Origin of the sequence: Nisaea denitrificans DSM 18348 (assembly GCF_000426505.1) — a bacterium.
GTDB lineage: Bacteria > Pseudomonadota > Alphaproteobacteria > Thalassobaculales > Thalassobaculaceae > Nisaea > Nisaea denitrificans.
Genome location: NZ_AUFM01000011.1, coordinates 790,948 through 816,791 on the forward strand (window position 1 = coordinate 790,948; position 25,844 = coordinate 816,791).

The window sequence follows — 25,844 nt, forward strand, 5'->3', positions numbered from 1 at the left end:
TAGAAGTCGGTGGGTTTCCGGTGACCTGATGATGTTTCTGTAATCCACTTTCTGGTGTTTTCTCATTAGAACTGAGAGTGGAAAGCAGATTGGTCGGTTCGAACAAGTCGAATAACGGGATTTCGTCCGGTCTGCGAGCGCGCCTCACCACGTCGCCTCTTGCTGTCGCTAGCATTGCTTTTATCGTCGTTCTTTCTGTTACGCTTTACGCCCAGTTCACAATCCAGACGCGTGAAGATGAAGAGCGGGTAGCTCATCATGAATTTGCTCGCGCGCACATTGGGCAGAACCTGAAAAGCTATCTGGAATCCCGTTTTCTTTCTGTGAACGGCATCGCCGTTGCCCTGGAGAAGGAGAGCACACCGCCGAGCGAAGCCGCGTATGCTGAGCTGGCTCGGCCCTTCCACGAGAGTTTCAGCGGCGTGCAGGCTGTTAACTGGGTCGATAGTTACGGTATAGCGCGCTGGATTGTCCCTCTGGCGGGAAATGAGCAGGTCAAAGACAAGGACCTCAGCAGTCTTAGTATCCCGGGCATGGCTATTGCAGCCGCGCGTTCCGACGGCCGGGCTCATGCCACACCGCCGATCACTTTGCTTCAGGGCGGTATTGGCTTTGCGAGTTATTTCCCGGTTAAACGAAACGGTGAAATTGCCGGTTTCATAAATGTCGTGTTTCGTTTCTCGGATCTTCTCGACAGCATCGCGGGCCTGGACCCAAGAGGGTCAATCTCTGTTGCGCTCCATTATGACGGCAAATACGTGATGTCGCAGTCGAAGGGACCACGTGGAGAGGATTACATCTCTCTCTATTATGGTCTGGATATCCTTGACCGTACCTACCAGATCGAAATCCAGTCCCACGAAGCGGCAGTCGGTTATATCAATCCAATATTGCTCATCATAATCGTGAACTTGTTGTTTGCAGGCGCTATTTATCTGTTGTTGAAGCAAGTCGGCTTACTGGCCAGAAGCGAGTCACGGCTCCGCGATTATGCCGAAATAGCCTTCGATTACCTTTGGGAGACAGACCGGGAGCAAAGGATTACTTATTTGTCGCCTCGTTTCGAGGAAATCTCCGGGCGTCCGGCGAACGAATTCCTCGGGCGCAGGCTGAGCGATTGTAATGTCCAAACCTCTACTGGCGAGAGCCTCGATGAGCATGCGGAGGTGATGGCACGGAAGCAGCAGTTCGAGAGTTTCGTCTTTGCTTCAGTGTCTGAAGACGGGACCAAGACGTGGATATCATCATCTGGAAAACCACGGTTCTCCGTAGGAGGACGCTTTCTTGGCTATAGGGGAGCCGACCGGTCTATCAACGAGCAGGTCAGCACGGAAAAGCGGTTGCGTCGCGCCTGGGAGCACGCTGAAACGGCTAATCAGGCAAAGAGCAATTTTCTTGCCGGAATGAGCCACGAGCTGCGAACTCCACTTAACTCAATCATAGGCTTTTCCGAAATGATCCGGGATCAGATGCTCGGCCCAATCGGTAAGCCGCAATATGCTGAATATGCGAGTGACGTGGTGTCCTCCGGTCGGCATCTGCTTTCTCTGGTCGATGACGTGCTCGATTTATCGAAGATAGAATCCTCCACATTCGAGTTGTCCGAAGACGAGATTGACCTCGCCGATACTTTTGAATTTGTCCGGCGCGGATTCAGGCGGCATGGGGAAGTGCGGGGGATAGGCATTCATCTTACAGTCGCCGATGATGCGGCCTATATCCGCGCGGACACACGTATAGTGCGCCAGATGGTGATGAATCTCGTCTCGAATGCCATAAAATTCACAGATTATGGCGGCACGATCAGGATCTTATCGGAACGTGACGATAATGGATGCGTGCACATTAAAGTCACCGATACAGGGAGCGGCATCCCGAAGGAACATCTTATCCGGGTGTTCGAGCCGTTCGTCCAGGTTCGTGAGACTGCATTATTGAGTCACGAGGGGTCGGGGCTCGGTCTTTCCCTCGTGAAAAGGTTTATTGAACTGCATGGCGGAACGATAGATCTGGAAAGCCGCGTCGGGGAGGGAACTTCCGTTGATCTTACCTTTCCCAAGCATCGCTCTCTCTGAAGCATCATTTTGATTTCAGTAAAAGCTTGTGTCCTTCCAATTATAGTAAAATCCCAATGGAAATGAACGGCGTTAACCTATAGGGTGTATTTCACCCTCCGGGTTACTCATAAGCGAAAACCTCTATTTTGTCCCTCAACCCTGTTCCAAGCGATGAAGGTTCAACGTGGCTAAGAAAAACCGATCCTGCCTCGTTCGGCGACATTTCCGCTTACGTGGGCCTAGTGGAGATGAGTTACGCCGCTCTATCGCGCTTGAACCGGGATTCTGGTCGGCATTGGATGATATGGCGCCGGGCGAAAAACTGAGGCTCCTGATAGAAGATTGTCTGGCTGGTCTGTCTCCCGACGAGTCTCTCGTATCAATTCTGCGATGCACTGTGATGAACCACTATCGCGCGCTGTGTGATGAACGGCGTTTGGCGATGAGGCCCAGTGAGTCCGAAGGAAAAAGAGAGAAACAGATCGGGGCGCGGAATTGAGCGTTCCTGCCTTGCGCATGCGGGAAATGGTGCCGGTTGAGGGACTCGAACCCCCGACCCCCTGATTACAAATCAGGTGCTCTACCAACTGAGCTAAACCGGCTATCGAAGTGCGCAGCGGAATATCGCGTTTCTGGTCGATGGTCAACGGCAGCGACGTTACAAAGTTCATGTTTCGCTCAAGCTGAGCGCCGGACATTTTTATTGAGCGTGTTTCTAGTTGTTCGAAACCACGAGACGGGGCTTGGGAAAACGAGGCTGCGAGCCGGCGGTCACAACCGTCCGCGCCGCATCCATCAGGCTCGCAACGGGAGCTTTCTCCGTGCGGAGACTTTCCAACATACTGATCGCCCGTTGTAATGCAGAAATCTGATTGTCCGAATACACTTGCGCTTCGCGGGTCTGAACCGCCGCTTCCTCAAAGCGCGTGACGAGTTCGGATATCAGAAGAGATGTGTCCCTGATCGCGGAATCAAGTTCGCGCTTACCATCGGAGGTGCTTTTCAATTGATAGAGCTGAACATTCAGTTCGAGCAGTGAATAGACCTGTTGATGGCGAACATAGAGCTCGCGTCCGCGGGGATCCCGATTGTTTAATTCTAAACTTTCGAGCATCTATCACTCCAGGCCAGGTTGCGTCTGTCATTTGAATTTGCCGGGCGTCGCGGTTTTGCGGCGCTCCAGTTGGCGTCTGAAGGAACTCTAGGCTTCAAAACGTGAATCGCTCGTGAATCACCGGGGCGAATTTTGAGAAAAAAATCAAAAAATAAACCGTGTACTTTTTTTGGTCTCAATATGTTCGCGTTTGTTCATGTATTGCATATCTTTATGTGTCGGGCGTGCGGTAAGTTTTTTGAAAACCTTAGCTCCAACGATCGTTAAGCCCTATTTCCAAGAGGCGATTGTGACGCCATATTGGGATTTGGCTTTTAGATCTGAAAGTCGATCTGGAATTGATATGCTATCTATGAACCAGGTCTCATGGCGTTCCGGCCGATACTGATGTGCTTATGTTTATGAAATATTAAGCTCAATGGCTGATAAGGTGCGCGTGTACCCGATAAGAAAGAGCGCTTTTTCATGAGTGTGAAATTGCAGGATAAGAAGTCGGACAAGGTCAAGATCGACGAGGATGCCCTCGATTCGCTGCATACCTTGCCGCTTTCAATCATCCCCTTGCAGACGCCTGGCCTGAAGAAAGCCTTCATGATCAAGAACGCGCGCCTTGAAAGCGCAATCGAGCTTTTTCGTGACGGCGGATCAGGGAGCGGCCAGGTCGAGCCAAAAGAATTGCACGGATACTTCCAGGACGTTGGCGGGGCATTGTCCCACGACCTCATCATTCTGGACCGGCTATCGTCTCTCGAGTCTTTTGACGTCTACTCGTTGCGTCTTGAGTTGCGCAACCTGGATATCGGATTCGAGGATTTCTCGGCTCTGCAACTCTCCGAGGCCAAGCGTGCCGAGCTGACCGAATATATGCGTGCCTTTACACGCCCGCTGATCCAGCGTGTTTATGGAAGCGATCAGTCAGAAGAGATCAGTGACGTCGGTCAGATCTTCAAGATGATGGCCTCTCCAAACCGGAACGAAGCGATGGCAAAGCTCAAGCTTCTTGCCGAAGAGCTGAATACAGAATTGACGGAAGTGCCGAAGTTTCTTGAACGTTACGGGGATATTTTCCTGTCACTTTCATATTTCCGGAACTGCCTCGACAAGATTATGCAACAACTCCCGCCTTTCATCTCCTGGATGGAAGAGCTGCATAGCAACTACCAGATCCAGAACGACCGAAATCAGCTTAAAATCCTTAAGGATATTGAGTCTGACCTGAATGAGATTTCGACATCCCTGGTTGGTCGATTCGAGTATTTCAACCACCGCTCCCACGATTTCTGGGACAATATCAGCGCTGATTCGTTTCAGTCCTTCCAGGAATTGGTCACCGCACACCATGTGAGCATCGGTGCCGTGCTCTGTGGTCTCGCAGTGAAGATGGACCTCTACGAAACGCGGTTTCCCAACCATGGCGGGGGGCCGGTGAAGCGGCTGGAGTTCATTAATTCAGAAATCAGACCCGGTCTGCAACGCATCAAGGATATCGAGCAGCGCGTCGGTGCGGTAAAATAAAACAACGCATCCAGTCCTGCGGGTTTGGATTTCGCAATCGCAACCTTGCCGGTAAGGTAAGCGTTGGCATCGGTCATCTGCGGCCGTGGGACCTTCTTTGAAGATGACCCTATCAAAGTCTGTTCAGCAAAAAACAGTTGAGACTGCTGCTGCGCCAGACGCCGAAAATCGTGCCCGTTTGCTGCAGATCGCAGAACGGTTGGCAAAGCTTGGATACTGGCGACTCGATCTTGCGACCAATGCCGTCTTCTGGTCCGAGTTCGTTTATCTGTTGCATGGTCTGGAGCCAGAAAGCGGGGGGCCGGATCTGAAAGCGGCCCTGGCGGCGTACCTTCCCGAAGACCGACCAAAAGTTAATGCCGCAATTGAACGTTGTATCGCAGCGGCGGAACCCTTCGAGTTCACTTTGCGGATCCGGCGCCCGGATGGTGCTGTGCGCAACGTGCGGTCTGCCGGCCTTCCGGAACTTGATGAAGCCGGGGCTGTCGTTGCGATCAGCGGCATTTTTCAGGACGTTACGACCGAAGATGACATCGAAAAAACTCATAGAACCAATGAGTTGTTGCGCCAGACGATCGATGCTTTGGATGAGGCGGTCAGTATATATGATCCCGACGATCGATATGTTTACGCTAATCCGAAATATTTCGATCTGTTCCCGTATTTGAAAGAAATCGAGGACCTTGAGGGAAAATCCTTCGAGGACGTGTTGCGTATCAGCCTGCAAAACCGTGTCGTCGATAGTCCACTGGCCCGGGAAGATCCGGAAGCTTACATCGCGCAACGTCTGAAAGCGCGCAGAGATGTCCCGGGCGAGCTAGGGGACAGACTTCACAAGAGCGGACGCTGGTATGCGGCCCGTGAGTTCCGGACCGACGCTGACGCGCATATAACAATGCGCCGGGACGTCACGGAGCAGCGCATCGCCAGCCAGGAGCTTGAACGGGTCAAGGAGCGCTATGAACTCGCGGTGACGGCCGGGGGAATCGGTGTCTGGGAATATGACCGGTCTGCAGACTCGTTCTACTGGTCAGATTTCGCCTCCGGGATCCTGACTGATGGCAAGGCGGCGGAGCCTGGCAACATTGAGTCGCTGTTTGATGCCGTGATCCAAGAGGACCTGGAGCATTTCAGAGGACAATACTGGGCCTGTCTGACGCATCGAGCGGTTATGGATATCGAGATCCGGATGAGTTCTCTCGATGGTCAGATGAAATGGGTGCACTGGCGAGGCCGACCAATTGCAGACGATGACGGCGAGATTTTGCGCATTGTGGGCTCGATCGTAGATGTAACGCGGAGAAAACTCGATCAGGAGCGCATTATCCAGAGCGAAGCGCGGCTGAGCGAAATCGCAAGAACGATTCCCGGTGTTCTTTGTCAATGGTCGCTCGAAACCGAACAAAGCCCCCGCTATTCCTATCTCAGTCCGAAGGCTGCCGAGATTTTTGGGTTCGAGGATGTGAGCCCAAGTGGTGTTTCCGCATCGCTGCGGCCGGTCGATGCGGATGCGGCTGCGGTAAATGCTGCCTTGGCTGCTTCTTTCCGGACAGGAGATCAGCTTCGCTTCGAGGCGCGTTACGAGTTACCGCAGCGCGGTATTCGCTGGATTCGTAACATGTCGGAAGTGGTGAACGTTTGGGATGACCGGATTGATTTCACCGGTGTGATGGTTGACGTCACGGAAATCAAGGAAGCCGAGAGCCAGATCTTCGAAAGCGAACGGCGCTTGGTTGATGCCATCGAGTCGATCAATGAAGCCTTCGCATATTTTGACAATGAAGACCGTCTGATGATCTGCAACCAGACGTACCGCAATCTGCGCCCGGCAATTGCCGGGCGTATCGAACCGGGATTGCCGTTTGAGGCCTTCGTCGAGCTTGTTGCCGATTTTGATTATATCCCGACCGGGTATGGAGGCCGAGAAGAATGGGTTCGCGACCGTCTCGAAATGCACCGCAATCCGACCGAAGAGCCTGTGCAAGAGGTGTGGCCGGACGGTCGAGTGCATCTGGTCTCGGAACGCCGGACAAAAGAAGGCGGTATTGTTATCACCCTTACGGATATTTCCGATCTCAAGCGCCGAGAATCCGCTCTTGAGGAAGCGCATGCGCGTTTGTCGAGCCAGCACGATGCGCTCGAAAAACTGGCTCAAGATCTTGATGCGGCCCGTCGCGCAGCGGAAGCTGCGAACGACGCAAAATCTCAGTTCCTAGCGATGATGAGCCATGAAATCCGGACCCCGATGACCGGATTGCTGGGAATGGTCCAGATGCTCCGGGACGAAGACCTCAGCGATCGGCAGCGGGACTATCTCGATGTGCTGGGACAATGTACGGACACGCTGCTTAGTCTTCTGAACGATATTCTGGATTTGTCGAAGATCGAGGCGGGCCAACTCAGTCTCGAAAGCATTGAATTCGACCTGAGCCGTGCTGCAGAGGAGATTGTCGGCCTGTTCCGTGGGAGCGCCTCGGACAAGGGGATACGGCTTATCTACCGAATGCAGGAGACAGCCGTTCGGGCGGTGCGCGGAGATCCTTTGCGCTTCAAGCAAATTCTCGCAAATCTCGTAAGCAACGCTATTAGATTTACCGCCGAAGGCGAGGTGGTTCTGACGCTGGACGGAGTCTTGGACGGAGGCACGGTCACGGTGTCCGGCAGTGTCTCGGATACCGGTATAGGCATTCCCGAAGAGGCAATGCCTCGTCTGTTCAACAGATTTGATCAGGCAGACACATCGACCACGCGGAAGTTTGGCGGAAGTGGTCTTGGACTCTCCATCTGTCAGAGATTGCTGGCCTCCATGGGAGGGAGCATTTCGGTGAGCTCTGCGTCGGGCAAAGGCAGTACATTTACGTTTTCGGTTGCGCTTGGCGCTGGCTCCGCAAGTGAGCAGCCGGCTCATTTGGCTGGCGGGCCAAACCTCAATGCCGAGCCGGTTGATCAAGTAGATCCGAGTGTAACGCCGAGCCTGCGGATATTGATTGCCGAGGACAATGGTCTCAATGCCGACCTGATCGCGATGATGCTCGAAAAATGGGGGCATGAAACGGATATTGCTCCGGATGGCCGAGTGGCTGTGGACAAGGCTGCCGTCACCAAGTTCGATTTGATCCTGATGGATATGCAAATGCCGGAGTTGGACGGCCCTGACGCCACACGTGAAATCCGCGCAGGAAGCGGGCCAAATCGCGAGACGGCAATTGTCGGTTTGTCTGCCGATGCGATGCCAGAGCACCGGGCGAAGTATCTTGCGGCCGGGCTCAACGATTTCGAGACAAAACCCGTTGATTGGGATCGACTTCGGCAACTGATCGCGCGCCTCTATGAGCGCGGCTTCATGTCGTATTACTGACGATCAGGTTAAGCCGATATATCCGGGTTCTGGCTTACTCGTCCGGGACGCGTTGTTCGCGCCGCATTTCCTTCACGGAATAGACGGCTCCGGCCAAAATCACCAGTGATCCGACGATGGTAAGAAGGCCCGGTGTTTCCTGGAAGAACAGGATCCCGATCAGACCCGCGAATAAAAGGCGGGTATATTCCATCGGCTGTACGGCAGATGCCTCGCCGTGTTTATAGGCATGGATATTCGAATACTGGGCCATGGACATGAGTACGCCGATCAACACCATCGCGATGAGTTCAGACGCAGTCGGTGTTTCCCAATAGATATAGGCTGGAATCGCGAAGGCGACGGCCAACCCGAATGACTGGTACGTCATGATGGTCACCGGACTCTCTGTCTTGGTTAGGACCCGGGTGACAATCATGACAACCGCGAGGAAAACCGCAGAGGCGAGCGCGAGGAAAGCGTAGTAATCGATCCCGTCGAAGCTGGGTTGCAACACGATCAAGACGCCAATGAATCCAAATATCGTGGGGCCCCAACGCTTGAGATCAACAACTTCCTTAAGCAGGACAACCGCAAGCAGCGTGATGAACAGCGTGCGCGCGAATGAAATCGCGGTCACATCGGCCAGAGGCATATGAATGACCGCCGTGAAGCCGGCTGCCATGGCGCAAACTGAACAAAAGATGCGTGCTCCATGGAGTTGCAAGCGGTCGGTTTTGAACGCGTGCGGAAAGGAATGCAGCATCCGGGGGGACAAGATGACGATCACACAGATCTGACGAATGAACAGGATTTCCCAGACTGGAATCCGTTGTCCCACGTCCTTGATAGCTGCCATCATAATTGTAAAAATAAGCGAAGCGAGGACAAGCCAGATACAGCCCTTCAGATTTTCGGGCACGCGACTCCAGAATTGAGACGTCTTGCTCTGCACCTGTCGGCTTCCGAGCAGGTCTTTCCGAGTTTCCAAGCTTTCGGGCATGAAGTTCGCTTACATATTTCTTGACGACGGTATTCGTGATGTATTTTGGGTTGTTGTCAATTGCTTTGTACCCGAATCAACACCGATAAGTTGTTGCCTCAGGCACTGTGGAATGGTCCTAAAAACGGAGGGCCAATCTGCCCGCATATATGCTAAAGATCATCGCCCTTCCTATCCTGCGATTGAAATTCCGCGATTATCATGTCTGAGAAATTTGCTGCAAAGGCAAGCATCGAGCCTTTGACGGAAAATATCCTGAAGACTCTCCAAGAGGAGGCACAGGTGATCGAAACCCCATGCGGTGATGGTCGAATGGTCTGGCGCAAATGGGGCGAGGGGCCTTGTGTCGTTCTGGTGCATGGCGGGTTCGGATCGTGGAATCACTGGTGTCGGAACATCATGGCGCTGGCGCGTGAATTTACCGTGATTGCGCCGGACCTTCCTGGGCTTGGGGATAGCGATATTCCAGATGATCCGAGAACGGCGGAGCATATTGGCGAAATCCTGACTGACGGGCTCGACCGGGTCATCCCATCAGACGCCGGATTTCATTTAGGCTGTTTCTCTTACGGTGCTGTTCCCGGAAGCGTAGCTGCTGTTCACCATGGGCAACGGGTACGCAGCTTCACCTTGGTGGGAGCAGCCGGATTCGGTCCGCGCGAGCGGCCGACCGAGGGTCTGATCCGGATCTTGCCGGAGATGGACGAAGCCACACGCCGGACGACCGCCCGAAACAATCTTGCCGTTCTTATGTTTGCCGATCCTGGGAACGTTGACGATCTGGCAATAGATATTCAGCTCGTAAATACCGCACGGGCGCGGTTCCGGTCACGACCGCTTTCGCTCTCCGACACGGTGCTGCGAAACCTGCCCCTTATCTCCGCGCGACGGAATGCTATCTGGGGGGGCGAGGACATCACGGCGAAGGGGATGCTGACCCAGCGGAATGCAGCCATAACAAACGCGGACCCCGGCGCTCAAATTGTCGTTATGGATGGCATCGGGCACTGGGTTCAGTACGAGGCCGCTGACGCGTTCAATAAATGCTACCTCGGGATGCTCAAACAGACACCTTGAGGCTCGACGATCAGGCAATCCAATTGCCAGACGAAAATACTGGAGGAAATAAGACATGAAGCTCGTTGTTCTGCCCGGAGACGGGATCGGTCCCGAAATTGTCGACGCCACACTGACAGTTCTGAGGGCCGCGGATGAGCGGTTTGGGCTTGGACTGGAACTGGAAGAGCATGCGATCGGCGAAGTTTCGCTTGCACGCGACGGCTCCACCTTGCCAGAGCCGGTGTTCGAGAGCGCGTCCGCAGCGGACGGAGTCATCCTCGGGCCGGTCTCTACGGCGACCTATCCGTCACCCTCTGAAGGAGGCCTTAATCCGTCTGCCGAGTTCAGGCGCCGTCTGGACCTGTTCGCCAATATCCGCCCAAGCCGATCTGTTCGACATGATGCAGCGCTGGTGAAGGATATGGATCTGGTGATCGTGCGCGAGAACACAGAAGGTTTCTATGCGGTTCGCACGATGTTCGCGGGTGGCGGCGAATTCATGCCGGACAAGGACATGGCGCTCGCCGTGCGCAAGATCACCCGGCAGGGGGCGGAGCGGATCGGCCGTGCGGCTGCCGAGCTGGCCATGACCCGCCGGAAGAAACTGACGATCGTCACCAAGTCGAATGTCCTGAAACTCAGCGACGGGCTGTTCCTTGAGGCCGTGACGGCGGGCGCGGGCGCATTTCCGGAGCTTGAGGTAGAGGAAGTGCTTGTCGATGCCATGGCATCTCATCTTGTTCGAAGCCCCGGAGCCTTCGACGTTATCGTCACCTCGAACATGTTCGGCGATATTCTCTCGAATGAAGCGGCGGAACTTGCTGGCGGTCTTGGTTTTGCGGGCTCTCTCAATGCCGGGCTCCGGCACGCGGTCGCCCAAGCGGCCCATGGATCGGCACCAGATATCGCCGGCAAAAACGTCGCGAATCCGAGCTCCGTTATGCTGTCTACGGGTATGTTGCTTGAATGGCTTGCGGATCGCAGCGATAGCAACGCCTTGCGCGAAAGCGCAAGGGCAATTGAAGCTGCTGTCATGGCCTGCGTCGCGGACGCGGCCACGCGGACACAGGATATAGGCGGCGCACTCAGCACGGATGCATTCGGCGCGGCGGTCGCCCGGCGGGTCGCTGAAGTCTGAGTATTCAGTCGGAAAGAAGGAACGGACGATGGGCACCCTGACACTTCCGGACGGCCGGTCCGTACCGGCTCTTGGCCTTGGCACATGGTACATGGGTGAAACCGCCGGTGCCCACGATGCAGAGGTCAGGGCGTTGCAGACCGGCATCGACCTCGGAATGACCCTGATCGATACGGCTGAAATGTATGCCAGTGGCGGAGCGGAAGAGGTCGTCGGCGATGCCGTCCAGGGGCGTCGCGATGAGGTTTTCATCGTCTCCAAGGTGCTGCCCTACAATGCGAGCCGGAAAGGGACGATCGCCGCCTGTGAAGCCAGTCTCCGGCGGCTTGGAACAGATCATATCGATCTCTATTTGCTGCACTGGCCGGGCTCTCACCCGCTTGCCGAGACAATCCAGGCGTTTGAAGCCTTGCAGGCGGCCGGGAAAATAGGCGGGTACGGCGTGAGCAATTTCGATGTGGCCGAGATGGCGGCATGGGAAAAAGTCGCCGGTCCCGGTGCCTGCCAGACCGATCAGGTGCTCTACAATCTCTCTCGACGCGGTATTGAATGGGATCTTGTCCCCTGGGCACGGGAGAGGGCGATCCCGCTTATGGCTTATTCGCCACTTGAGCAGGGACGTCTGCGGGACAAGGGGCTGGACTCGGTCGCGGACAAGCACGGTGTGACGGCAATGCAGATTGCGCTGGCATGGGTCCTCCGTGACCCATCAATCATAGCCATTCCGAAAGCATCGAACCCGCTTCATGTGCAGGCGAACAATGCCGCTCTAGAGCTTGTTCTCGACGAGGACGATCTGGCTTTGCTCAATCGTTCATTTCCCGCGCCGCGCCAAAAACAAGCGCTGGAGATCCTGTAGAAGGTCTCGCGACATCAAACTTACGTCATTTAAGGCGCATACCCATTTAACTTGTCGTGCGAAAGGTGTTGTGGTTTTCAGGCGGTTAATGCGGTGCTAATTCAGCCAAATTGCATTTACTATAAAAAGGGCTTGGCAAAATTTAGACGAATCACCACTATATTAAGTATTGCGGCTTGAATACGCGACAACTTGGAGTACAGGCAATGGGTGCCGTCGATAGCAAACATGTTGAGCGTAAAAGCCTTGAGATCCTCGCCGAAGCGATTGATCGAACGGTTGGATCCGGCTTCGTCCATGCAGCGATTGCCAAAGCGGCCAAGACGCTCGAAGAGAAAGAATTCAATGCTGCGGACAAGGCATTCCGTATGCTGAACCCGCGCGAGACCCGCAAAGTCGAGAAATCTGCTCTTGAGAGCGCGTCGCTTTTTGTGGAGCACGGCGAGTATTCGGATCCGACCGACGATATGAAGCCGAATCCTGATTACAGCGATATCCGGGCGCGTTCCGTAAAGCTGGGTTCCTGACGTTTACAAACTTGTTCTGGCGCCCCGAGCCGCCAGTGCGATTGTGCCTGCTCCGGCAACAGCCAGTATAGCGGTGACCAAGAAGCTGCCGCTGTAGGTGCCCAGCAATTGGTAGCCGAGTGTGAAAATCGCCGGCCCGACAATCACCCCTGAAAAAGTGAAGAACAGCGCCGCGCCAGTCATGTTTCCGGCTTTCCCGTCGGGGCTGTGCTGAACGACGGCAGACGCGAACACTCCGTTCCAGCCCATGGCCGTAAACCCGAAGACAAAAAACAGCGCATAAACAAGGCCAACGGGCCAATCCGGTGCGATGAAAACCGTTGCCAAAGCGGACAATCCCGTTAGCAGCGCATTGATGATGAGCGCGGCGAATCCGCTCCGGATACGATCCGCAAGAACTCCCCAGGCAATACGGCCGATGACGCCGGCAACCTGCACAGCAGTCAGCGCGAGGCCTGCCGCGACGAGCGTATAGCCGGTTTCCTCAACCAAGAAGGTGACGGCGAACGCATTCAGGGAAAGTTGGATCGCGGCCAGAAACAGCCCGGTAAAGCAAAGCCAGCGGATAGCAGGCAGTTTCCAGGCCGCTTTGATGTCGGCAAGAGGGGACCGGATGAGTGGGGCTGTGCGGGAACGGTCACTGTCCCAGCGCTTTCGGAAGAACTCCATGACGAGCGCCATCGTGAGTGCGGCGAGGATGGTCACTAGCATGCTGGTCTGCCAATCCAGCGCAAGGGCGATGGCAGGGGCGAAGGTGCTGGCTGCAATCCCGCCGAGCGGTACGCCGGTAAACCGGATGGAGAAGACGAGATTGCGGTTCTTCGGCGTGACAATCTTCGACATCAGATGGGCTGCCGGCGGATTGATCAGGCCGTAACCGAACCCGATGATGAAGGAGCCGAGCGCCATCAGGGACAGCACACCGCTGGCAATCACCAGATGAGCAAGGGCGAAGAGACAAAGGCTGACCTGGGAAACCCGCCAGGCACCGAGCCGTGCCACCAGACCTCCGGCAAGCAGGCTGGTGACCATCCCGCCGATATAGACCACGACGACCTGCAGGCCGATGAGCGAAGCATCAACGCCGAGCGCTGCAGCAGCCTCAGGCGCGATTGCCGGCAGCCACAGCGAGGCCATCGAGCCGATCAGTTGGACCCAGATCATGAAGAAGACAACCGTCACCGTGTCGCGGAGAGGCGGTGACTGTTGGGTCTCTGTGGGGTGTGTCATTTCGGCGTGCGCCGTCAGTTCGGGTGCAATGCCTTGTCCGGGCCGAGTACGGCACTGCGGAAGGTGTTCTTCACGAACTTCCCGTCGCGTGGCGGCATGATGGTCTCACCGGTTGTCACATCGATCTTGATCACGGCAACGAGCGGGAACTGACCTTTTTTCAACACTGCGACCAGTTCATCCAGTTCTGCTTCATTCCGGACCGTCATTGTGTTGCCGATGCCGGCGCCGGCTGCCATGGCGGCGAGGTCTGTGCCGCGCCCGGTCGGTGCGGCCTGCATGCCTGTCTCGCCGTAATGCTCATTGTCGAGCACGATGACGGCCAGGTTTTTTGGCTGTTGCAGGGCAATGGTCGAGAAGCTGCCGACGCCCATAAGCTGTTCGCCGTCTCCCGTGAGCACCCACACGGTGCGATCCGGTTGTGCCAGGGCAAGTCCGAGCCCGGTCGGTGCCGCGCCGCCCATGCCGCCCCAGATGTAGAAATTCTCCGGGCGGTGATCGATCGCCGCAAGGTCCCATGTAGGGGAGCCGAGACCGCTGATACACAGGGCATCGCCACGTACGGCCATCAATTTCGTCACTACGTCGCGGCGGAAGAGTTTGTTATTGCTCATTATTCAATCTCCTGCCGCATCTTGCGCCGCTGGCGCCGAGAAGGCTTTCGCACCGATCAGTTTCTGGCCGATCAGAACGGCGACAGCTTCGCCACCATGGAAAGACATCATCAGTCCCGCTTGAATGGCATCCGCGGCATCCTCGGCCGTATCCGCGCGCAGGCAGCGCACACCGACCGCTTCGAGCACCGGCTCGACCGCACGCCCCATGGGCATTTGCCAGGGATTTGACTCGCCATAGTCGCCGCGCATGGTGACGATCATGAAAAGCGGGAAGGCGCAGGTTGTGGTCAGGGATGCGATCATGTTGATCGTATTGCCGACACCGCTGCTTTGCATCATGACGGCGCATTTCTGGCCGCCGAGCCAGGCACCTGCGGCAACCGCGATGCCTTCTTCCTCGGTCGTCAGCGGGACTGTCTGGATGTCGTTGTCTGCAAGGCTGGCTTTGATAATGCCGCTGAGGCCGGCATCCGGAACATAAGCGACCTGCTTGATTCCATGCTCCTTGAAGAGGCTGTGCGCGTTAGCGCTCCAATCGCCGCTCATCTGTTTCCTGCCCGTTTATTTGATTTACAACATCATGGCCTGCCGCCGCCGTAACTGTCCATGCGCGGGGGGCGGTTATTCGGAACCGGTCCCATTCCACGATGTCCATATTGCCAAGCAGTCCATTGTCTTGGTGCAGCGCCTGTCACATAGTCGTCGCGACTAGAAACCGGGAATCGATCATGTCGCTCAAGACCGACCGCCGCCTGATACCGACATCCGCCCATTGGGGTACCTATTTTGCCGAAGTCGAGAACGGCAAGCTCGTCGCCGTACACGATTACGAGAAAGACCCGGCCCCGGCCATCATTGGCCCTGGCATCGTCGATGCGATTGACGATGAGGTCCGTGTGCGCCGCCCTATGATCCGCAAAGGCTGGCTGGAGAACGGCCCGGCCTCGCGCGAAGGACGGGGCAGCGACCCCTATGTCGCCGTGCCGTGGGACGAGGCGCTCGACATGGCGGGGGCTGAGCTGAAGCGGATCGCGGATACGCACGGCAACGAGGCGATATTCGGCGGTTCCTACGGCTGGTCAAGCTCAGGCCGGTTCCATCATGCGCAAAGCCAGGTGCACCGGTTCCTGAACTGCATGGGCGGCTATGTGCGCCATGAAGGGACATACAGCTATGCGGCGGGGCAGGCGATCACGCCGCACGTCGTAGGTCACTTTAAGTATCTGCTCGACGAACATACGACCTGGCCGGTGATCGCCGAGACAAGCGAACTGGTGGTGATGTTTGGCGGCGTGCCGGTAAAGAACGGCCAGGTGACGTCCGGCGGCGTCGGTCGGCATACCGTGTTCGAAGGGCTGAAAACCGCCTACGAGATGGGGGTCGAGTTCGTCAATATCAGCCCGATCCGGAACGACGTGATCGAAATGGTCGAGCCCGAATGGATCGCCCCGCGCCCGAATACGGATGCGGCGATCATGCTGGCGCTGGCCCACACGCTCTATACCGAAGGCCTGCACGACGAAGGTTTCCTGGAAGACTACTGCGTTGGCTTCGACAAGTTCCTGCCTTATCTGCTGGGCAAGACTGACGGCCAGCCGAAGACGCCTGAGTGGGCGGAAGGGATCTCCGAGGTTCCGGCCGAAACCCTGAGAACGCTTGCCCGGCGCATGGCCGGTGGCCGGACCATGATCATGGTGGCCTGGAGCCTGCAGCGCGCGGATCATGGCGAGCAGCCTTACTGGTTGGCCATCCTGCTCGCTGCCATGCTCGGGCAGATTGGGTTGCCGGGAGGCGGCTTCGGGCTCGGTTACGGCTCGGAAAATGGCATCGGCAATCCGGTCGAAATGTTCAAATGGCCGGCGCTGCCCCAGGGCCGGAATCCTGTCGACAAGTTTATCCCGGTCGCGCGGATCTCCGACATGCTGCTCAATCCCGGTGGCAGCTTCGAGTTCGATGGCGGAACGCACATTTATCCGGACATCAAGGCTGTCTATTGGGCGGGCGGGAACCCGTTCCATCATCATCAGGACCTGAACCGTCTCGTGCAGGCAATCCGCCGGCCGGACACAGTGTTTGTGAATGAAATCTGGTGGACCGCCCTGGCGCGGCATGCGGATTTCGTGTTCCCGACAACCACGGCTCTGGAACGCAACGATCTCTCCATGACGCACTGGGAGCAGACTATCGTCGCCATGCAGAAGGCGATCGAACCGGTTGGTGATTCCCGGCATGACTATGATGTTTTTACCGGGCTCGCGGAACGGATCGGTGTTGCCGATACTTTCACCGAGGGGCGGGACGAGGAAGCGTGGCTGCGCCATCTCTGGGATCAGGCACGGCAGCGTGCGGCGGAAGCCGATTTCGAGCTGCCCGATCTTGAGACCTTCCGGGAGATCGGCGCCATGGAGGTGCTGCAGCCGAAAGAGCCTGCTGTTCTGCTGCGGAAGTTCCGTGAAGACCCGGAGGCCAATCCGTTGACCACTCCGAGCGGCAAGATCGAGCTTTTCTCGGAGGCCGTCGCGGGGTTTGGCTATGAAGACACGCCGGGGCATCCGGCTTGGGTAGAGCCCTACGAATGGCTAGGCTCACCTTTGACCGGGACCTATCCGTTGCATCTGATATCGAACCAGCCGAAGACGCGTCTGCACAGCCAGCTCGATAGCGGCGCAATCAGCCGGGGTTCGAAAATCAAGGATCGCGAGCCGATGAGCATGCACCCGTCCGATGCCGCCGCACGCGGGATCGAAAACGGAGATGTGGTCCGGCTCTTTAACGACCGTGGGGCCTGTCTTGCCGGGGTAATCATCTCCGATGCCGTCCGTCCGGGAGTGGTGCAGCTCTCGACCGGTGCCTGGTATGATCCGGAAGAGCCGGGAGTGGTCGGCTCGCTCTGCAAGCACGGCAATCCGAACGTGCTGACCCGAGACATCGGAACGTCTCGTATAGGGCAGGGTCCGAGCGCGCAGTCAGTGCTGATTGAAGTCGAGAAATACGAAGGAACGCCGCCGCCGGTGACCTCTTTCGTGCCGCCGCGGATTGAAGAAAAGGCTTAAAAGAGAATCTGTTCGGTGCCTTTGTTAATCTGGGCTTTGTGAGAGTCGGAAGACAATGCTGGTTGGTAAAATGACTCGGAAAAACCTGCTCGCCTGTCTGCCAACGGGCGGCGCGGCGATCGAGATCGGTGTCGCCGAAGGTGTGTTTTCCTCTGATATTCTCGAGATGGCCAAACCTTCCCGTCTCCATTTGGTGGATCCCTGGGTCCACCAAAGCCGGCAGGACTACCAGTTGGATGCCAACAATGTTGACGATGAGGCGAACGAGGAGCGTTACCGGGCGGTCCTGAAGAAATTCAGTGCCGACATCGAAAGCGGCGTGGTCCATGTTCAACGCGGCTTCTCGCAGGATGTGCTTCCGGAGTTTGAAGACCATACCTTCGACTGGGCCTATGTGGATGCCATGCATACGCGAGACGCGGTACGAGAGGATCTTCGACTCGTCTGGCCAAAGGTGAAGCCCGACGGGCTGATACTCGGGCATGACTTTTCCAACAGCCCGGAGGCGCGGGCGCGTGGTTTCGGCGTTGTCGCTGGTGTGCGTGATTTCATTAGGGAATCAGGGGCGCATCTTGTCGCCATAACGATGATCTCGGAGTTTTTTCCCTCCTACGTTTTGGCAAAGTCGCTTCACCCAGGTGTCGGCGCGTTTGCCGAGCAGTTCGTGCTGCGGTCGGAGGCGACAGTTGAAATACGATCTCACTCTCCCGATTATCAGCACAAGGTGGTCAAAATCGGCGATCGAGTCGTAGCCTATCCTTCTTTCTAGTGCCTTTCTGGCGGGAGAGTGAAATGGTCCATGCAGCCCCTGCGCCACGCACCAAGACGGAAGAATTCTACCCTGGTTTCCGCTTCCCGGAGCGACCCGTGATCCGTACGCGGGAATATCAGGACAGCAGGTTACAGGCCTGCGGTGTCGATCCCGCGCTCTATGGCGATCAGGCAGCGGCCGGCTTGTTCGGGCAGGATTGTTTCAAGGCGATGCGGGCGGCCGGTCACCAGGTCGATGGTTTGGTCCAAACAGAACAGCGGTTCCGGCAGTTGGAGCCGATTGCCATCGGCGAGACCGTCACCCAGCGTGGATGGATCGAGGCGTATGAAGAGGTTCCGCGCGGCCACCGGCTGCACCGTAAGTTTGAGTTTGTGCTGAAAGACGGCACTGTCGCGCTCACTGCGGATGTTATCGGATTGGTTCCCGACAAGGAAAAGTGGGCTTCGGCGGCAAAAAAGACCCCTCAATCAGCTCCGTCCGATCCACGGGACGGATATACGCCAGTTTCCGAAAAAAAGATGACACCGGAAGATGTTACGCTGTTTTCTTCAGATGTCGGAAACCTGATTCATTTCGAGCCTGATTTCGCCGCGAACCTCGGCTACCGCGCGCCGCTCGCGCAGGGTCTGCAGACCATGGTCTGGATGATGGGTAAACTTACTGAGGACGGACCTCCGGTATCGTTCGAGCTGGCGGCGACCTTCCGCCGGCCGGTGTTCTGGGATGAAGACGCGAGCCTCTGGCTACACCGGGGAAAAACAGGCTTCATCGACAGCATGCGCGCGTTGAATGCGGGCGGGAAGCTGACCGCCGAGCTGTCGGTCTCCTCGCTTTCCTACGCCTGACCAGATGAGCGTAAAGACCGTCCGGAATATCCTCTTCGTGATGTGCGACCAGTTGCGATGGGACTATCTGTCCTGCGCCGGTCATCCTCATCTTCATACCCCGCATATCGATGCGCTGGCGGCGCGCGGGGTCCGTTTCGACCGGGCATTCTGCCAATCGCCGATCTGCGGGCCGTCCCGAATGTCGTTCTATACGGGCCGCTACATGTTCAGCCATGGCGCGGGCTGGAATAACTACCCGCTGCGTGTGGATGAGTGGACCCTTGGCGACTATCTCCGGCCGCTCGGCCTCAGGGTTGCGCTGGCGGGCAAGACGCATATGAAGGAAGATCAGGCGGGCATGGCGCGGCTTGGCATGAACCCTGTTTCCGAACACGGCGTGTTGGTCGCCGAATGCGGCTTCGAGCCGTTCGAGCGGGATGACGGCCTGCATCCGGACCGGAGCGTCGATCCGGATCTGCCTTACAACCACTACCTCCGCCAGAAGGGTTATTCCGGCGAAAACCCCTGGTCCAGTCATGCAAATTCGGTGCGCGGCAAGACGGGCGAGACACTGGACGGCTGGTACTGGGGACATTCGAACGGGGCAGCGGACGTTCGCGAGGAGGACAGCGAGACGCCCTACATGACCGATCGTGCAATCGATTTCATCACCGGGATGGGCGACCGGCCCTGGTGCCTGCATCTCTCCTACATCAAACCGCATTGGCCATACATCGTTCCCGAACCCTACGCCTCGCTCTACGGACCGGAGCAGATGCTGCCGGTGCACCGGGCCGCCTGTGAGGAAACTGACCCGCATCCGGTTTATGCGGCGTTCATGCGGCACAAGGACAGCAGCCTGTTCCAGCGCCCGGAAGCACGAACAACGATCGTTCCCGCCTATATGGGGTTGATCAAGCAGATCGACGATCATTTTGGCCGCCTGATGGGTCAACTGGAGCGCCTCGGCCGACTCGATGACACCATGATCGTTTTCACTTCCGATCACGGCGACTATCTCGGTGACCACTGGCTCGGTGAGAAGGATCTGTTTCACGAGGCGTCTGTGCGCATCCCGATGATCGTCTGCGATCCGCGTGCGGCGGCAGACGCAACCCGGGGCACGGTCTCGCACGAGTTGGTCGAGGCCATCGATCTGGTGCCGACCTTCATCGAGGCTGTCGGGGGAGAGGTTGCCTATCATCGGCTGGAAGGCCGTTCCCTGATACCGCTGCTTGAGGGTGAAAAGGTTGACTGGCGGTCCTTCACCATTTCCGAAAGCGATTATTCAGGACGGGATGCCCGTGCCGACCTCGGGCTAGACCCGATGGACGCCCGCTGTTTCATGCTGCGGACTGAGCGCTGGAAGTATGTTTTGCATGAGAAGTTCCGCCCGCAACTATTTGATCTGCAATCAGACCCGGACGAATTTTCCGATCTCGGAACCGATCCGGACCACGCCGCGATCCGGGCTGAGTTGCACGAGAAGCTGTTCACCTGGTTCCGGAACCGTCGGCTTCGCGTCACCATTTCTGACGATGAGATCGTCGCCCGGACGGGCGGCGCGGACCGGCAGGGCATCCTGATCGGCTACTGGCGGCCGAACGATCCCTGATCTATCGGAGGGCGGCTGCCGAGCAGTGCAACCGCGTCGGTATGGCGCGGCCCCCAGCCGAGCTCCCGCTTTATCTTCCTGCTGCGCATCCGTTGTTGAAGCGCCGGGCCGGCAGCCCATGCGCCATGGCGGGCAACCGCCTCGGCAACGGGAAGGATCATGTGCGGCGCAAGAGAGCCGGCTCGCTTTTTGATCGCATCGGCAAGCGCGCCGGTCGGGACGCCGCTTTCGGCTGCAACGCAATAGCTTTCCCCGGGAATTCCCTTTTCCAGCGCGAGCCGGTAGGCGGATGCAAGATCCATTCGGTGGACGAGTGGCCAGCGCACATCCGCGGATCCCCAAATCTCTATCGTGACGCCTTGCGACGCCGCATCCAGATAGCGATGGAGGACGCCGCCCGCCTCGTCATAGACCATCGCCGGGTGAATCAGGATCGGGGCGATACCCGGTGCCTTGCGCAGCCATTCCCAATTCTCCACCATCCAGGCGAAGCTTGGCAACGGATCAAACGGCATGCTTTCGTCGGCGACCCGGTTGCCGGTTTCACCAAAGAGCCAGCACCCGCCTGTATAGAGGACGCGGAGCGGGACATCCCGTCCGGAGGCCGCAGCGGCGATAGCTTCGAGCACTGATTTGTCGATTGCGCCCATGTCGGTGTCGAACGCGGCGGCAGCCTGGATGACGGCATCGACTCCGGTGACGGCCCCTGCCCATTCGGCTGGTCTTGTCAGGTCGCCGGGGAGTGGCTCCGCCCCTTTGGCGCGCAGATGCTCTGCCGCTTTGTCGGAGCGGGCCAAGGCTGTCACCTGATGCTGATGTGAAAGCAGCTCTTCGAGTATGGCGGAACCGATAGAGCCGGTGCCGCCGAGCAGAAGGACATGCATGAGGAATTTTCCAGGCTGAATGAAGTGCAACGGAGAGAATACATCCGTTGCCTGAAATAAATAACAAGAAAGATCTTGAAGAAATAGTGCGCCGGGCGGGACGTCGACCGCCCGGCGCAGTTTACTCAATCGTTCGTCAGCACCACGCGGCCGACGATCTTGCCGGCGCGGAGTTCATCCAGGCTTCTCTGAACCTGGTCCATCGGGCGGTTCTCGATCGGTACCTGCTTCACCTTGCCTGCCTTGACCAGTTCCATGAGCTCCTTCAGCTCCTTCAGGCTGCCAACATAGGAGCCGATGACCGAGGCAGCGCGAAGCGGAAGTGTAGGCAGCGGGATTGTAAAATCGCCGCCATAAAGGCCGACAATGACATAGCGACCGCCCTTGACGAGCGATCCGTAGCCGAGCTTGGCGGTTGGATTGGCACCAACCGTATCGACAACGGCGCGCGGTCCGCCACCAGTGGCCGCGGCCAGAGCCTTGGCAGCATCATCCCCGGAAATATTCAGGGTCGCCGTCGCGCCCATATCCTTCGCAGCGGCCAGCTTCTTGTCATCGATGTCACAGGACAGGATCTGTTTGAACCCCATGGCGCGGGCGATGCCGACCGCCGCAAGGCCAAGCCCGCCGGCGCCCATGATCACCAGCCATTCGTCGTCGAGCACCGGCTGCGCTTTGCGGAGCGCGCTGTAAACCGTGACGCCGGAGCAGGCAAAAGGCGTTGCCTCGGAAGGATCGACATCGCCGATATCAACCAGGAACATGGCGTGCGGAACCAGGACATATTCCTGATAACCGCCGTCCCGGTAAACGCCGAGGGTGCGCGGCTTGGCGCAGTGATTTTCCTGTCCCGATTTGCAGATAGAGCATTCGCCGCAGCCGATCCATGGGTGGATCAGCTTGGTCTCGCCGGTCGGGACCGAGCCCGCATCCGGCCCGCCCTTGACGACCTCGCCGAGGATCTCGTGGCCGAGTACATGGGGCAGGGGCACACCGCGGTCCCCCATGTTCAATCGTCCGGCCGAGCCAAGGTCGAAATAGCCGTCACCGATATGCAGGTCGGAGTGGCAGACCCCGCAGCGCGTCACCTTGACGAGAACTTCGGTTCCAGTCGGCTCCGGGATCTCCTGCTGGATCATTTCCAGCGGCTTCCCGAAATCGGTGACTTTCCAACTACGCATTTGCATGGACCTGTTTCCTCCTGTTAATCGCTATTGCGAAATTCAATTTCGTTTTCGTAACTCTAGGCGGTCTTGTGTGCCGCCAACAAGGTGCGAGACTGGCATTGTCTTGAAAAACATTCTCGCGGAATCCGAACGGGTTGCCGCGAAAAGATCGGTGACAATTCGGCATGAGACCGAAATCTACCGGATCGGGGGAAGGGAAGAAAATGAGCGCTAGAACCGTTTTGGTTACAGGCGCAAGTCGCGGCATCGGACGCTCCGTTGCCGCCTATCTTGCAGATCGTGGATATAGCGTTGTCGGTCTGGCGCGGACAGCGCCGACGGGCAGCTTTGACGGTGTCTTCAGGACAGCCGATCTCAGTGACGCGGACGCAACGCGTGAGACGCTGGCCGCTATCACCGATGAGTTCGATATCGATGTCCTGGTGAACAATGCGGGCATCGCGCCGCTGGGCACTGTCGAGGAGGTGACGCCGGAGATCCTGCAACAACTGATGTCCGTCAATGTCCGGGCGCCATACCAGTGCATGCAGGCGGTTCTACCGGGCATGCGGCAGCGCGGGTTCGGACGGGTGATCAATATCGGCTCGCGGGCAGCACTCGGGAAACACGGGCGCAGCGCCTATGCTGTGACGAAAGGCGGTATTGCCGCCGCCACCCGGACATGGGCCATTGAGGCCGGGCCGGACGGGATTACGGTGAACTGTGTCGCACCGGGCCCTATCGCCACCGAGATGTTCGAGGATGGCAATCCGGTTGGTTCAGACAGCCGCAACGCCATCGAGGCAGCGATCCCGGTTGGCCGGATCGGCCAGCCAGAGGACGTCGCGTCCGCCGTCGCATTCTTTGCCGGTGAGGATGCCGGGTTCTGCACCGGTCAGGTGCTCTATGTCTGTGGCGGCCTGACCGTCGGAGCAGCACCGCTATGAACGATCTGAGCGATATCCGGAAACGCAATCTGGCGCGGCTCGTCGCGCCGAAATCCATCGCGGTCATCGGCGCGTCGGACGATCCGATGCGGATCGGTGGCCGGCCGATCGATTACTCGGTCCGCTATGGCTACAAGGGCGCAATCTATCCGGTGAACCCGAAGCGCGACACCGTGCAGGGTTTGAAGGCCTATCCGACGATCGGAGATGTGCCTGAAGCCGTCGATACAGCCATAGTCGCTTTGCCTGCCCCGATGGTAGCGGAGACGATCGAGGCTTGCGCGGCGAAGGGTGTCGGGGCCTGCATCGTGTTCAGTTCAGGTTTCTCTGAACTTGGTGCCGAAGGCGAGGCCATGCAGGCGCGTTTGACGGAAATCTCCCAACGCACCGGTATCCGCGTGCTTGGTCCTAATTGCCTCGGTGCTTTCAATGCGTCGAGTGGATGGATGGGGACCTTCTCCTCTTCTCCGCAGGTCGACCCGCCGGAGCCGGGGCCCATCGCCATTGCCAGCCAGAGCGGCGCTTATGGCGGCCATATTTACAATCTGGCCCGAAAGCGCGGTCTCAAGGTCGGGCGCTGGATCACCACCGGCAACGAATCCGATATCGAGCTTTCCGAATGCATCTCCTACCTGCTCGACGATCCCGAGGTGAAGGTGGTGATGTCCTATGCCGAGGGCATTCGCAACGGGGAAGGGCTTCGGGCCGCTTTCAAGAAAGCGCGTGATCTGCGCAAGCCGATCGTCATGGTCAAGGTCGGGCGCAGCGATATCGGTGCGGCGGCAGCGGCCTCGCACACGGCGGCACTGGCCGGAACCGATGCCGTCATCGACGGTATGTTCAAGCAATATGGCGTCTATCGCGCGGATGATGCGAACGAGATGCTCGAGGTCGCCTATGGCTGCCAGCAGGGGCATTTCCCGGACGGCAACAAGATCGGCTTCATCACCATTTCCGGTGGTCTCGGCGTGCAGATGGCGGACAGCGCCTCGGCGCTTGGTCTCGACGTCTCGGAATTCTCCGAGGCCGGTCAGAAGAAGATGCTGGAGCTTCTGCCTTTCGCCGCGCCGCGCAATCCCGTGGATGTGACGGGGCAGGTCTTCAATCAGCGTGACGCGATTGCCGCATGCCTGAAGATCATGATGGAAGAGGGTGATTACGACGTCGTCATCTCGTTCTTCACCGCCGTCGCGGCACGCCCGGAAATTGCCCAGGACATTATCGAGACCCTGAAGCCGCTGCGGGAGAGTCGCCCGGACAAGCATCTGTTCTTCTCGATTCTCGCGAACGAGGAGAACACGCGTTTTTATGAGAACAACGGTTACCCGATGTTCGACGATCCGGTGCCGGCGATCACTGCGGCGAACGGCCTGATGTATTTCGGCCGGGCCTTTGCGGCGAAAGACAGTGCGCTGCCGGAGCTTCCGGCCGGATCGGAAACCGTGCCGGACCAGCCGACAGCGGAACACGAGGCGAAACGTGTCCTCGCCTCCGCCGGTATTCCCGTGGTGCGGGAGGTGCTGGTGACCTCGGCGGACGCGGCCGTCATGGAAGCGGCGACGTTCGGCGGTAAGGTCGTGCTGAAGATTGCCTCGCCGGATATCGCACACAAGACGGAGATCGGCGGTGTGCTGGTCGGACTTGAAGGTGCCGACGCCGTTCGGGTTGGCTTCGACACCCTGATGGCGCGGGCAGCGGAAAAGCGCCCCGATGCTGCGATTGACGGCGTGATTGTCTGCGAGATGGTCTCGGGCGGGGTGGAGACGGTTGTCGGCGTACAACTCGACCCGGTACTCGGCCCGGCGGTTATGTTCGGGCTCGGCGGGATTCTTGTCGAGGTGCTGAAGGATGTCAGCTTCCGGCTGGCACCGTTCTCGGTCGAGGAGGCGTACCGAATGATCCGTGAGATCAAGGGGTACAAGGTTCTGGAAGGTGTGCGCGGCGCTCCGCCAGCCGATATAGCGGCTTTGGCCGAGGCGCTGTCGAGGCTCTCCGTCTTTGCCGCCGCGAATGCTGACAAGCTGGACAGCATCGATATCAATCCGTTTATCGTGCTTCCGGAAGGTCAGGGCGCTGTTGCCGTCGATGCGCTGATCGTTCCCTCGGCAAGCGGAAAGGATTGAG

Annotated in this window: 21 protein-coding genes, 1 tRNA gene and 1 pseudogene; 15 read left to right on the top strand and 8 right to left on the bottom strand. The window is 57.8% G+C overall.

Going from position 1 to position 25,844, the window contains the following annotated elements:
* The first annotated feature begins 89 nt into the window (after positions 1 to 89).
* Complete coding sequence (locus K328_RS25600) at positions 90 to 2,075, top strand: sensor histidine kinase (protein WP_028464971.1); 1,986 nt, start codon at positions 90 to 92, stop codon at positions 2,073 to 2,075.
* A gap of 166 nt (positions 2,076 to 2,241) precedes the next feature.
* Entirely contained in the window at positions 2,242 to 2,556 is a 315-nt protein-coding gene (locus tag K328_RS27135; RefSeq protein ID WP_156901172.1) for a ribbon-helix-helix domain-containing protein, read from the top strand.
* A gap of 27 nt (positions 2,557 to 2,583) precedes the next feature.
* On the opposite strand, the gene K328_RS0104630 is transcribed toward K328_RS27135, so the two are convergent.
* Positions 2,584 to 2,659, bottom strand: a tRNA-Thr gene (locus tag K328_RS0104630).
* 113 nt (positions 2,660 to 2,772) lie between these two features.
* The gene (locus K328_RS0104635; protein ID WP_028464972.1) at positions 2,773 to 3,171 is read right to left on the bottom strand and encodes a hypothetical protein; all 399 of its coding nucleotides are present in this window, start codon (positions 3,169 to 3,171) and stop codon (positions 2,773 to 2,775) included.
* Between the two features lie 465 nt (positions 3,172 to 3,636).
* Between K328_RS0104635 and K328_RS0104640 the strand changes: the two genes are divergently transcribed.
* From K328_RS0104640 to K328_RS25605, 3 genes and pseudogenes are all read left to right on the top strand, one after another.
* Positions 3,637 to 4,686: a hypothetical protein gene (locus K328_RS0104640; protein WP_051284481.1), complete on the top strand. Its 1,050-nt coding sequence runs from the start codon at positions 3,637 to 3,639 to the stop codon at positions 4,684 to 4,686.
* Positions 4,687 to 4,789: 103 nt separating this feature from the next.
* Positions 4,790 to 5,131, top strand: a pseudogene (locus K328_RS27140) (PAS domain-containing protein); the annotation flags it as partial.
* Positions 5,132 to 5,245: 114 nt separating this feature from the next.
* Complete coding sequence (locus tag K328_RS25605; protein WP_245577404.1) at positions 5,246 to 8,044, top strand: ATP-binding protein; 2,799 nt, start codon at positions 5,246 to 5,248, stop codon at positions 8,042 to 8,044.
* A gap of 34 nt (positions 8,045 to 8,078) precedes the next feature.
* Here the strand turns inward: K328_RS25605 and K328_RS0104650 are convergent, their stop codons facing one another.
* Positions 8,079 to 8,978, bottom strand: a complete 900-nt coding sequence (locus tag K328_RS0104650) for a DMT family transporter (RefSeq protein ID WP_169721169.1) — start codon at positions 8,976 to 8,978, stop codon at positions 8,079 to 8,081.
* A gap of 249 nt (positions 8,979 to 9,227) precedes the next feature.
* Between K328_RS0104650 and K328_RS0104655 the strand changes: the two genes are divergently transcribed.
* From K328_RS0104655 to K328_RS0104670, 4 genes are all read left to right on the top strand, one after another.
* Entirely contained in the window at positions 9,228 to 10,103 is an 876-nt protein-coding gene (locus K328_RS0104655) for an alpha/beta fold hydrolase (protein WP_028464975.1), read from the top strand.
* A 55-nt stretch (positions 10,104 to 10,158) separates the two neighbouring features.
* Positions 10,159 to 11,223, top strand: coding sequence for an isocitrate/isopropylmalate dehydrogenase family protein (locus tag K328_RS0104660; protein ID WP_028464976.1), 1,065 nt, complete (start codon positions 10,159 to 10,161; stop codon positions 11,221 to 11,223).
* A gap of 28 nt (positions 11,224 to 11,251) precedes the next feature.
* Positions 11,252 to 12,082 (top strand): aldo/keto reductase, encoded by an 831-nt coding sequence (locus K328_RS0104665; RefSeq protein WP_028464977.1) that lies wholly within the window; start codon positions 11,252 to 11,254, stop codon positions 12,080 to 12,082.
* A gap of 206 nt (positions 12,083 to 12,288) precedes the next feature.
* A complete protein-coding gene (locus K328_RS0104670) occupies positions 12,289 to 12,609 on the top strand; it encodes a hypothetical protein (protein WP_028464978.1) in 321 nt (106 codons plus the stop codon).
* 3 nt (positions 12,610 to 12,612) lie between these two features.
* On the opposite strand, the gene K328_RS0104675 is transcribed toward K328_RS0104670, so the two are convergent.
* From K328_RS0104675 to K328_RS0104685, 3 genes are read right to left on the bottom strand one after another with little or no spacing between them, the layout of a single operon-like run.
* Complete coding sequence (locus K328_RS0104675; RefSeq protein WP_051284485.1) at positions 12,613 to 13,839, bottom strand: MFS transporter; 1,227 nt, start codon at positions 13,837 to 13,839, stop codon at positions 12,613 to 12,615.
* Positions 13,840 to 13,853: 14 nt separating this feature from the next.
* Positions 13,854 to 14,453, bottom strand: coding sequence for a thiamine pyrophosphate-dependent enzyme (locus K328_RS0104680; RefSeq protein WP_028464980.1), 600 nt, complete (start codon positions 14,451 to 14,453; stop codon positions 13,854 to 13,856).
* A 3-nt stretch (positions 14,454 to 14,456) separates the two neighbouring features.
* Positions 14,457 to 15,002: a thiamine pyrophosphate-binding protein gene (locus K328_RS0104685; protein WP_028464981.1), complete on the bottom strand. Its 546-nt coding sequence runs from the start codon at positions 15,000 to 15,002 to the stop codon at positions 14,457 to 14,459.
* A 182-nt stretch (positions 15,003 to 15,184) separates the two neighbouring features.
* Between K328_RS0104685 and K328_RS0104690 the strand changes: the two genes are divergently transcribed.
* Genes K328_RS0104690 through K328_RS22585 form a run of 4 tightly spaced genes read left to right on the top strand, consistent with a single transcriptional unit; the run spans position 15,185 to position 20,723 of the window.
* Entirely contained in the window at positions 15,185 to 17,509 is a 2,325-nt protein-coding gene (locus tag K328_RS0104690) for a molybdopterin-dependent oxidoreductase (RefSeq protein WP_028464982.1), read from the top strand.
* Between the two features lie 55 nt (positions 17,510 to 17,564).
* Positions 17,565 to 18,278: a class I SAM-dependent methyltransferase gene (locus K328_RS25610; RefSeq protein ID WP_051284487.1), complete on the top strand. Its 714-nt coding sequence runs from the start codon at positions 17,565 to 17,567 to the stop codon at positions 18,276 to 18,278.
* Positions 18,279 to 18,301: 23 nt separating this feature from the next.
* A complete protein-coding gene (locus K328_RS0104700) occupies positions 18,302 to 19,126 on the top strand; it encodes a MaoC family dehydratase (protein ID WP_028464983.1) in 825 nt (274 codons plus the stop codon).
* A 4-nt stretch (positions 19,127 to 19,130) separates the two neighbouring features.
* Positions 19,131 to 20,723, top strand: a complete 1,593-nt coding sequence (locus K328_RS22585; RefSeq protein WP_084608093.1) for an alkaline phosphatase family protein — start codon at positions 19,131 to 19,133, stop codon at positions 20,721 to 20,723.
* On the opposite strand, the gene K328_RS0104710 is transcribed toward K328_RS22585, so the two are convergent.
* The gene (locus K328_RS0104710) at positions 20,699 to 21,607 is read right to left on the bottom strand and encodes an NAD-dependent epimerase/dehydratase family protein (protein ID WP_028464984.1); all 909 of its coding nucleotides are present in this window, start codon (positions 21,605 to 21,607) and stop codon (positions 20,699 to 20,701) included. The two genes, K328_RS22585 and K328_RS0104710, sit on opposite strands and share 25 nt — an antisense overlap.
* A 125-nt stretch (positions 21,608 to 21,732) precedes the next feature.
* Positions 21,733 to 22,794, bottom strand: coding sequence for an alcohol dehydrogenase (locus K328_RS0104715; protein ID WP_205620580.1), 1,062 nt, complete (start codon positions 22,792 to 22,794; stop codon positions 21,733 to 21,735).
* Positions 22,795 to 22,997: 203 nt separating this feature from the next.
* Between K328_RS0104715 and K328_RS0104725 the strand changes: the two genes are divergently transcribed.
* Positions 22,998 to 23,720, top strand: a complete 723-nt coding sequence (locus K328_RS0104725) for an SDR family oxidoreductase (protein ID WP_028464986.1) — start codon at positions 22,998 to 23,000, stop codon at positions 23,718 to 23,720.
* A complete protein-coding gene (locus tag K328_RS0104730) occupies positions 23,717 to 25,843 on the top strand; it encodes an acetate--CoA ligase family protein (protein WP_028464987.1) in 2,127 nt (708 codons plus the stop codon). Before K328_RS0104725 ends, K328_RS0104730 begins: the two co-directional genes overlap by 4 nt.
* Position 25,844 lies beyond the last annotated feature (1 nt).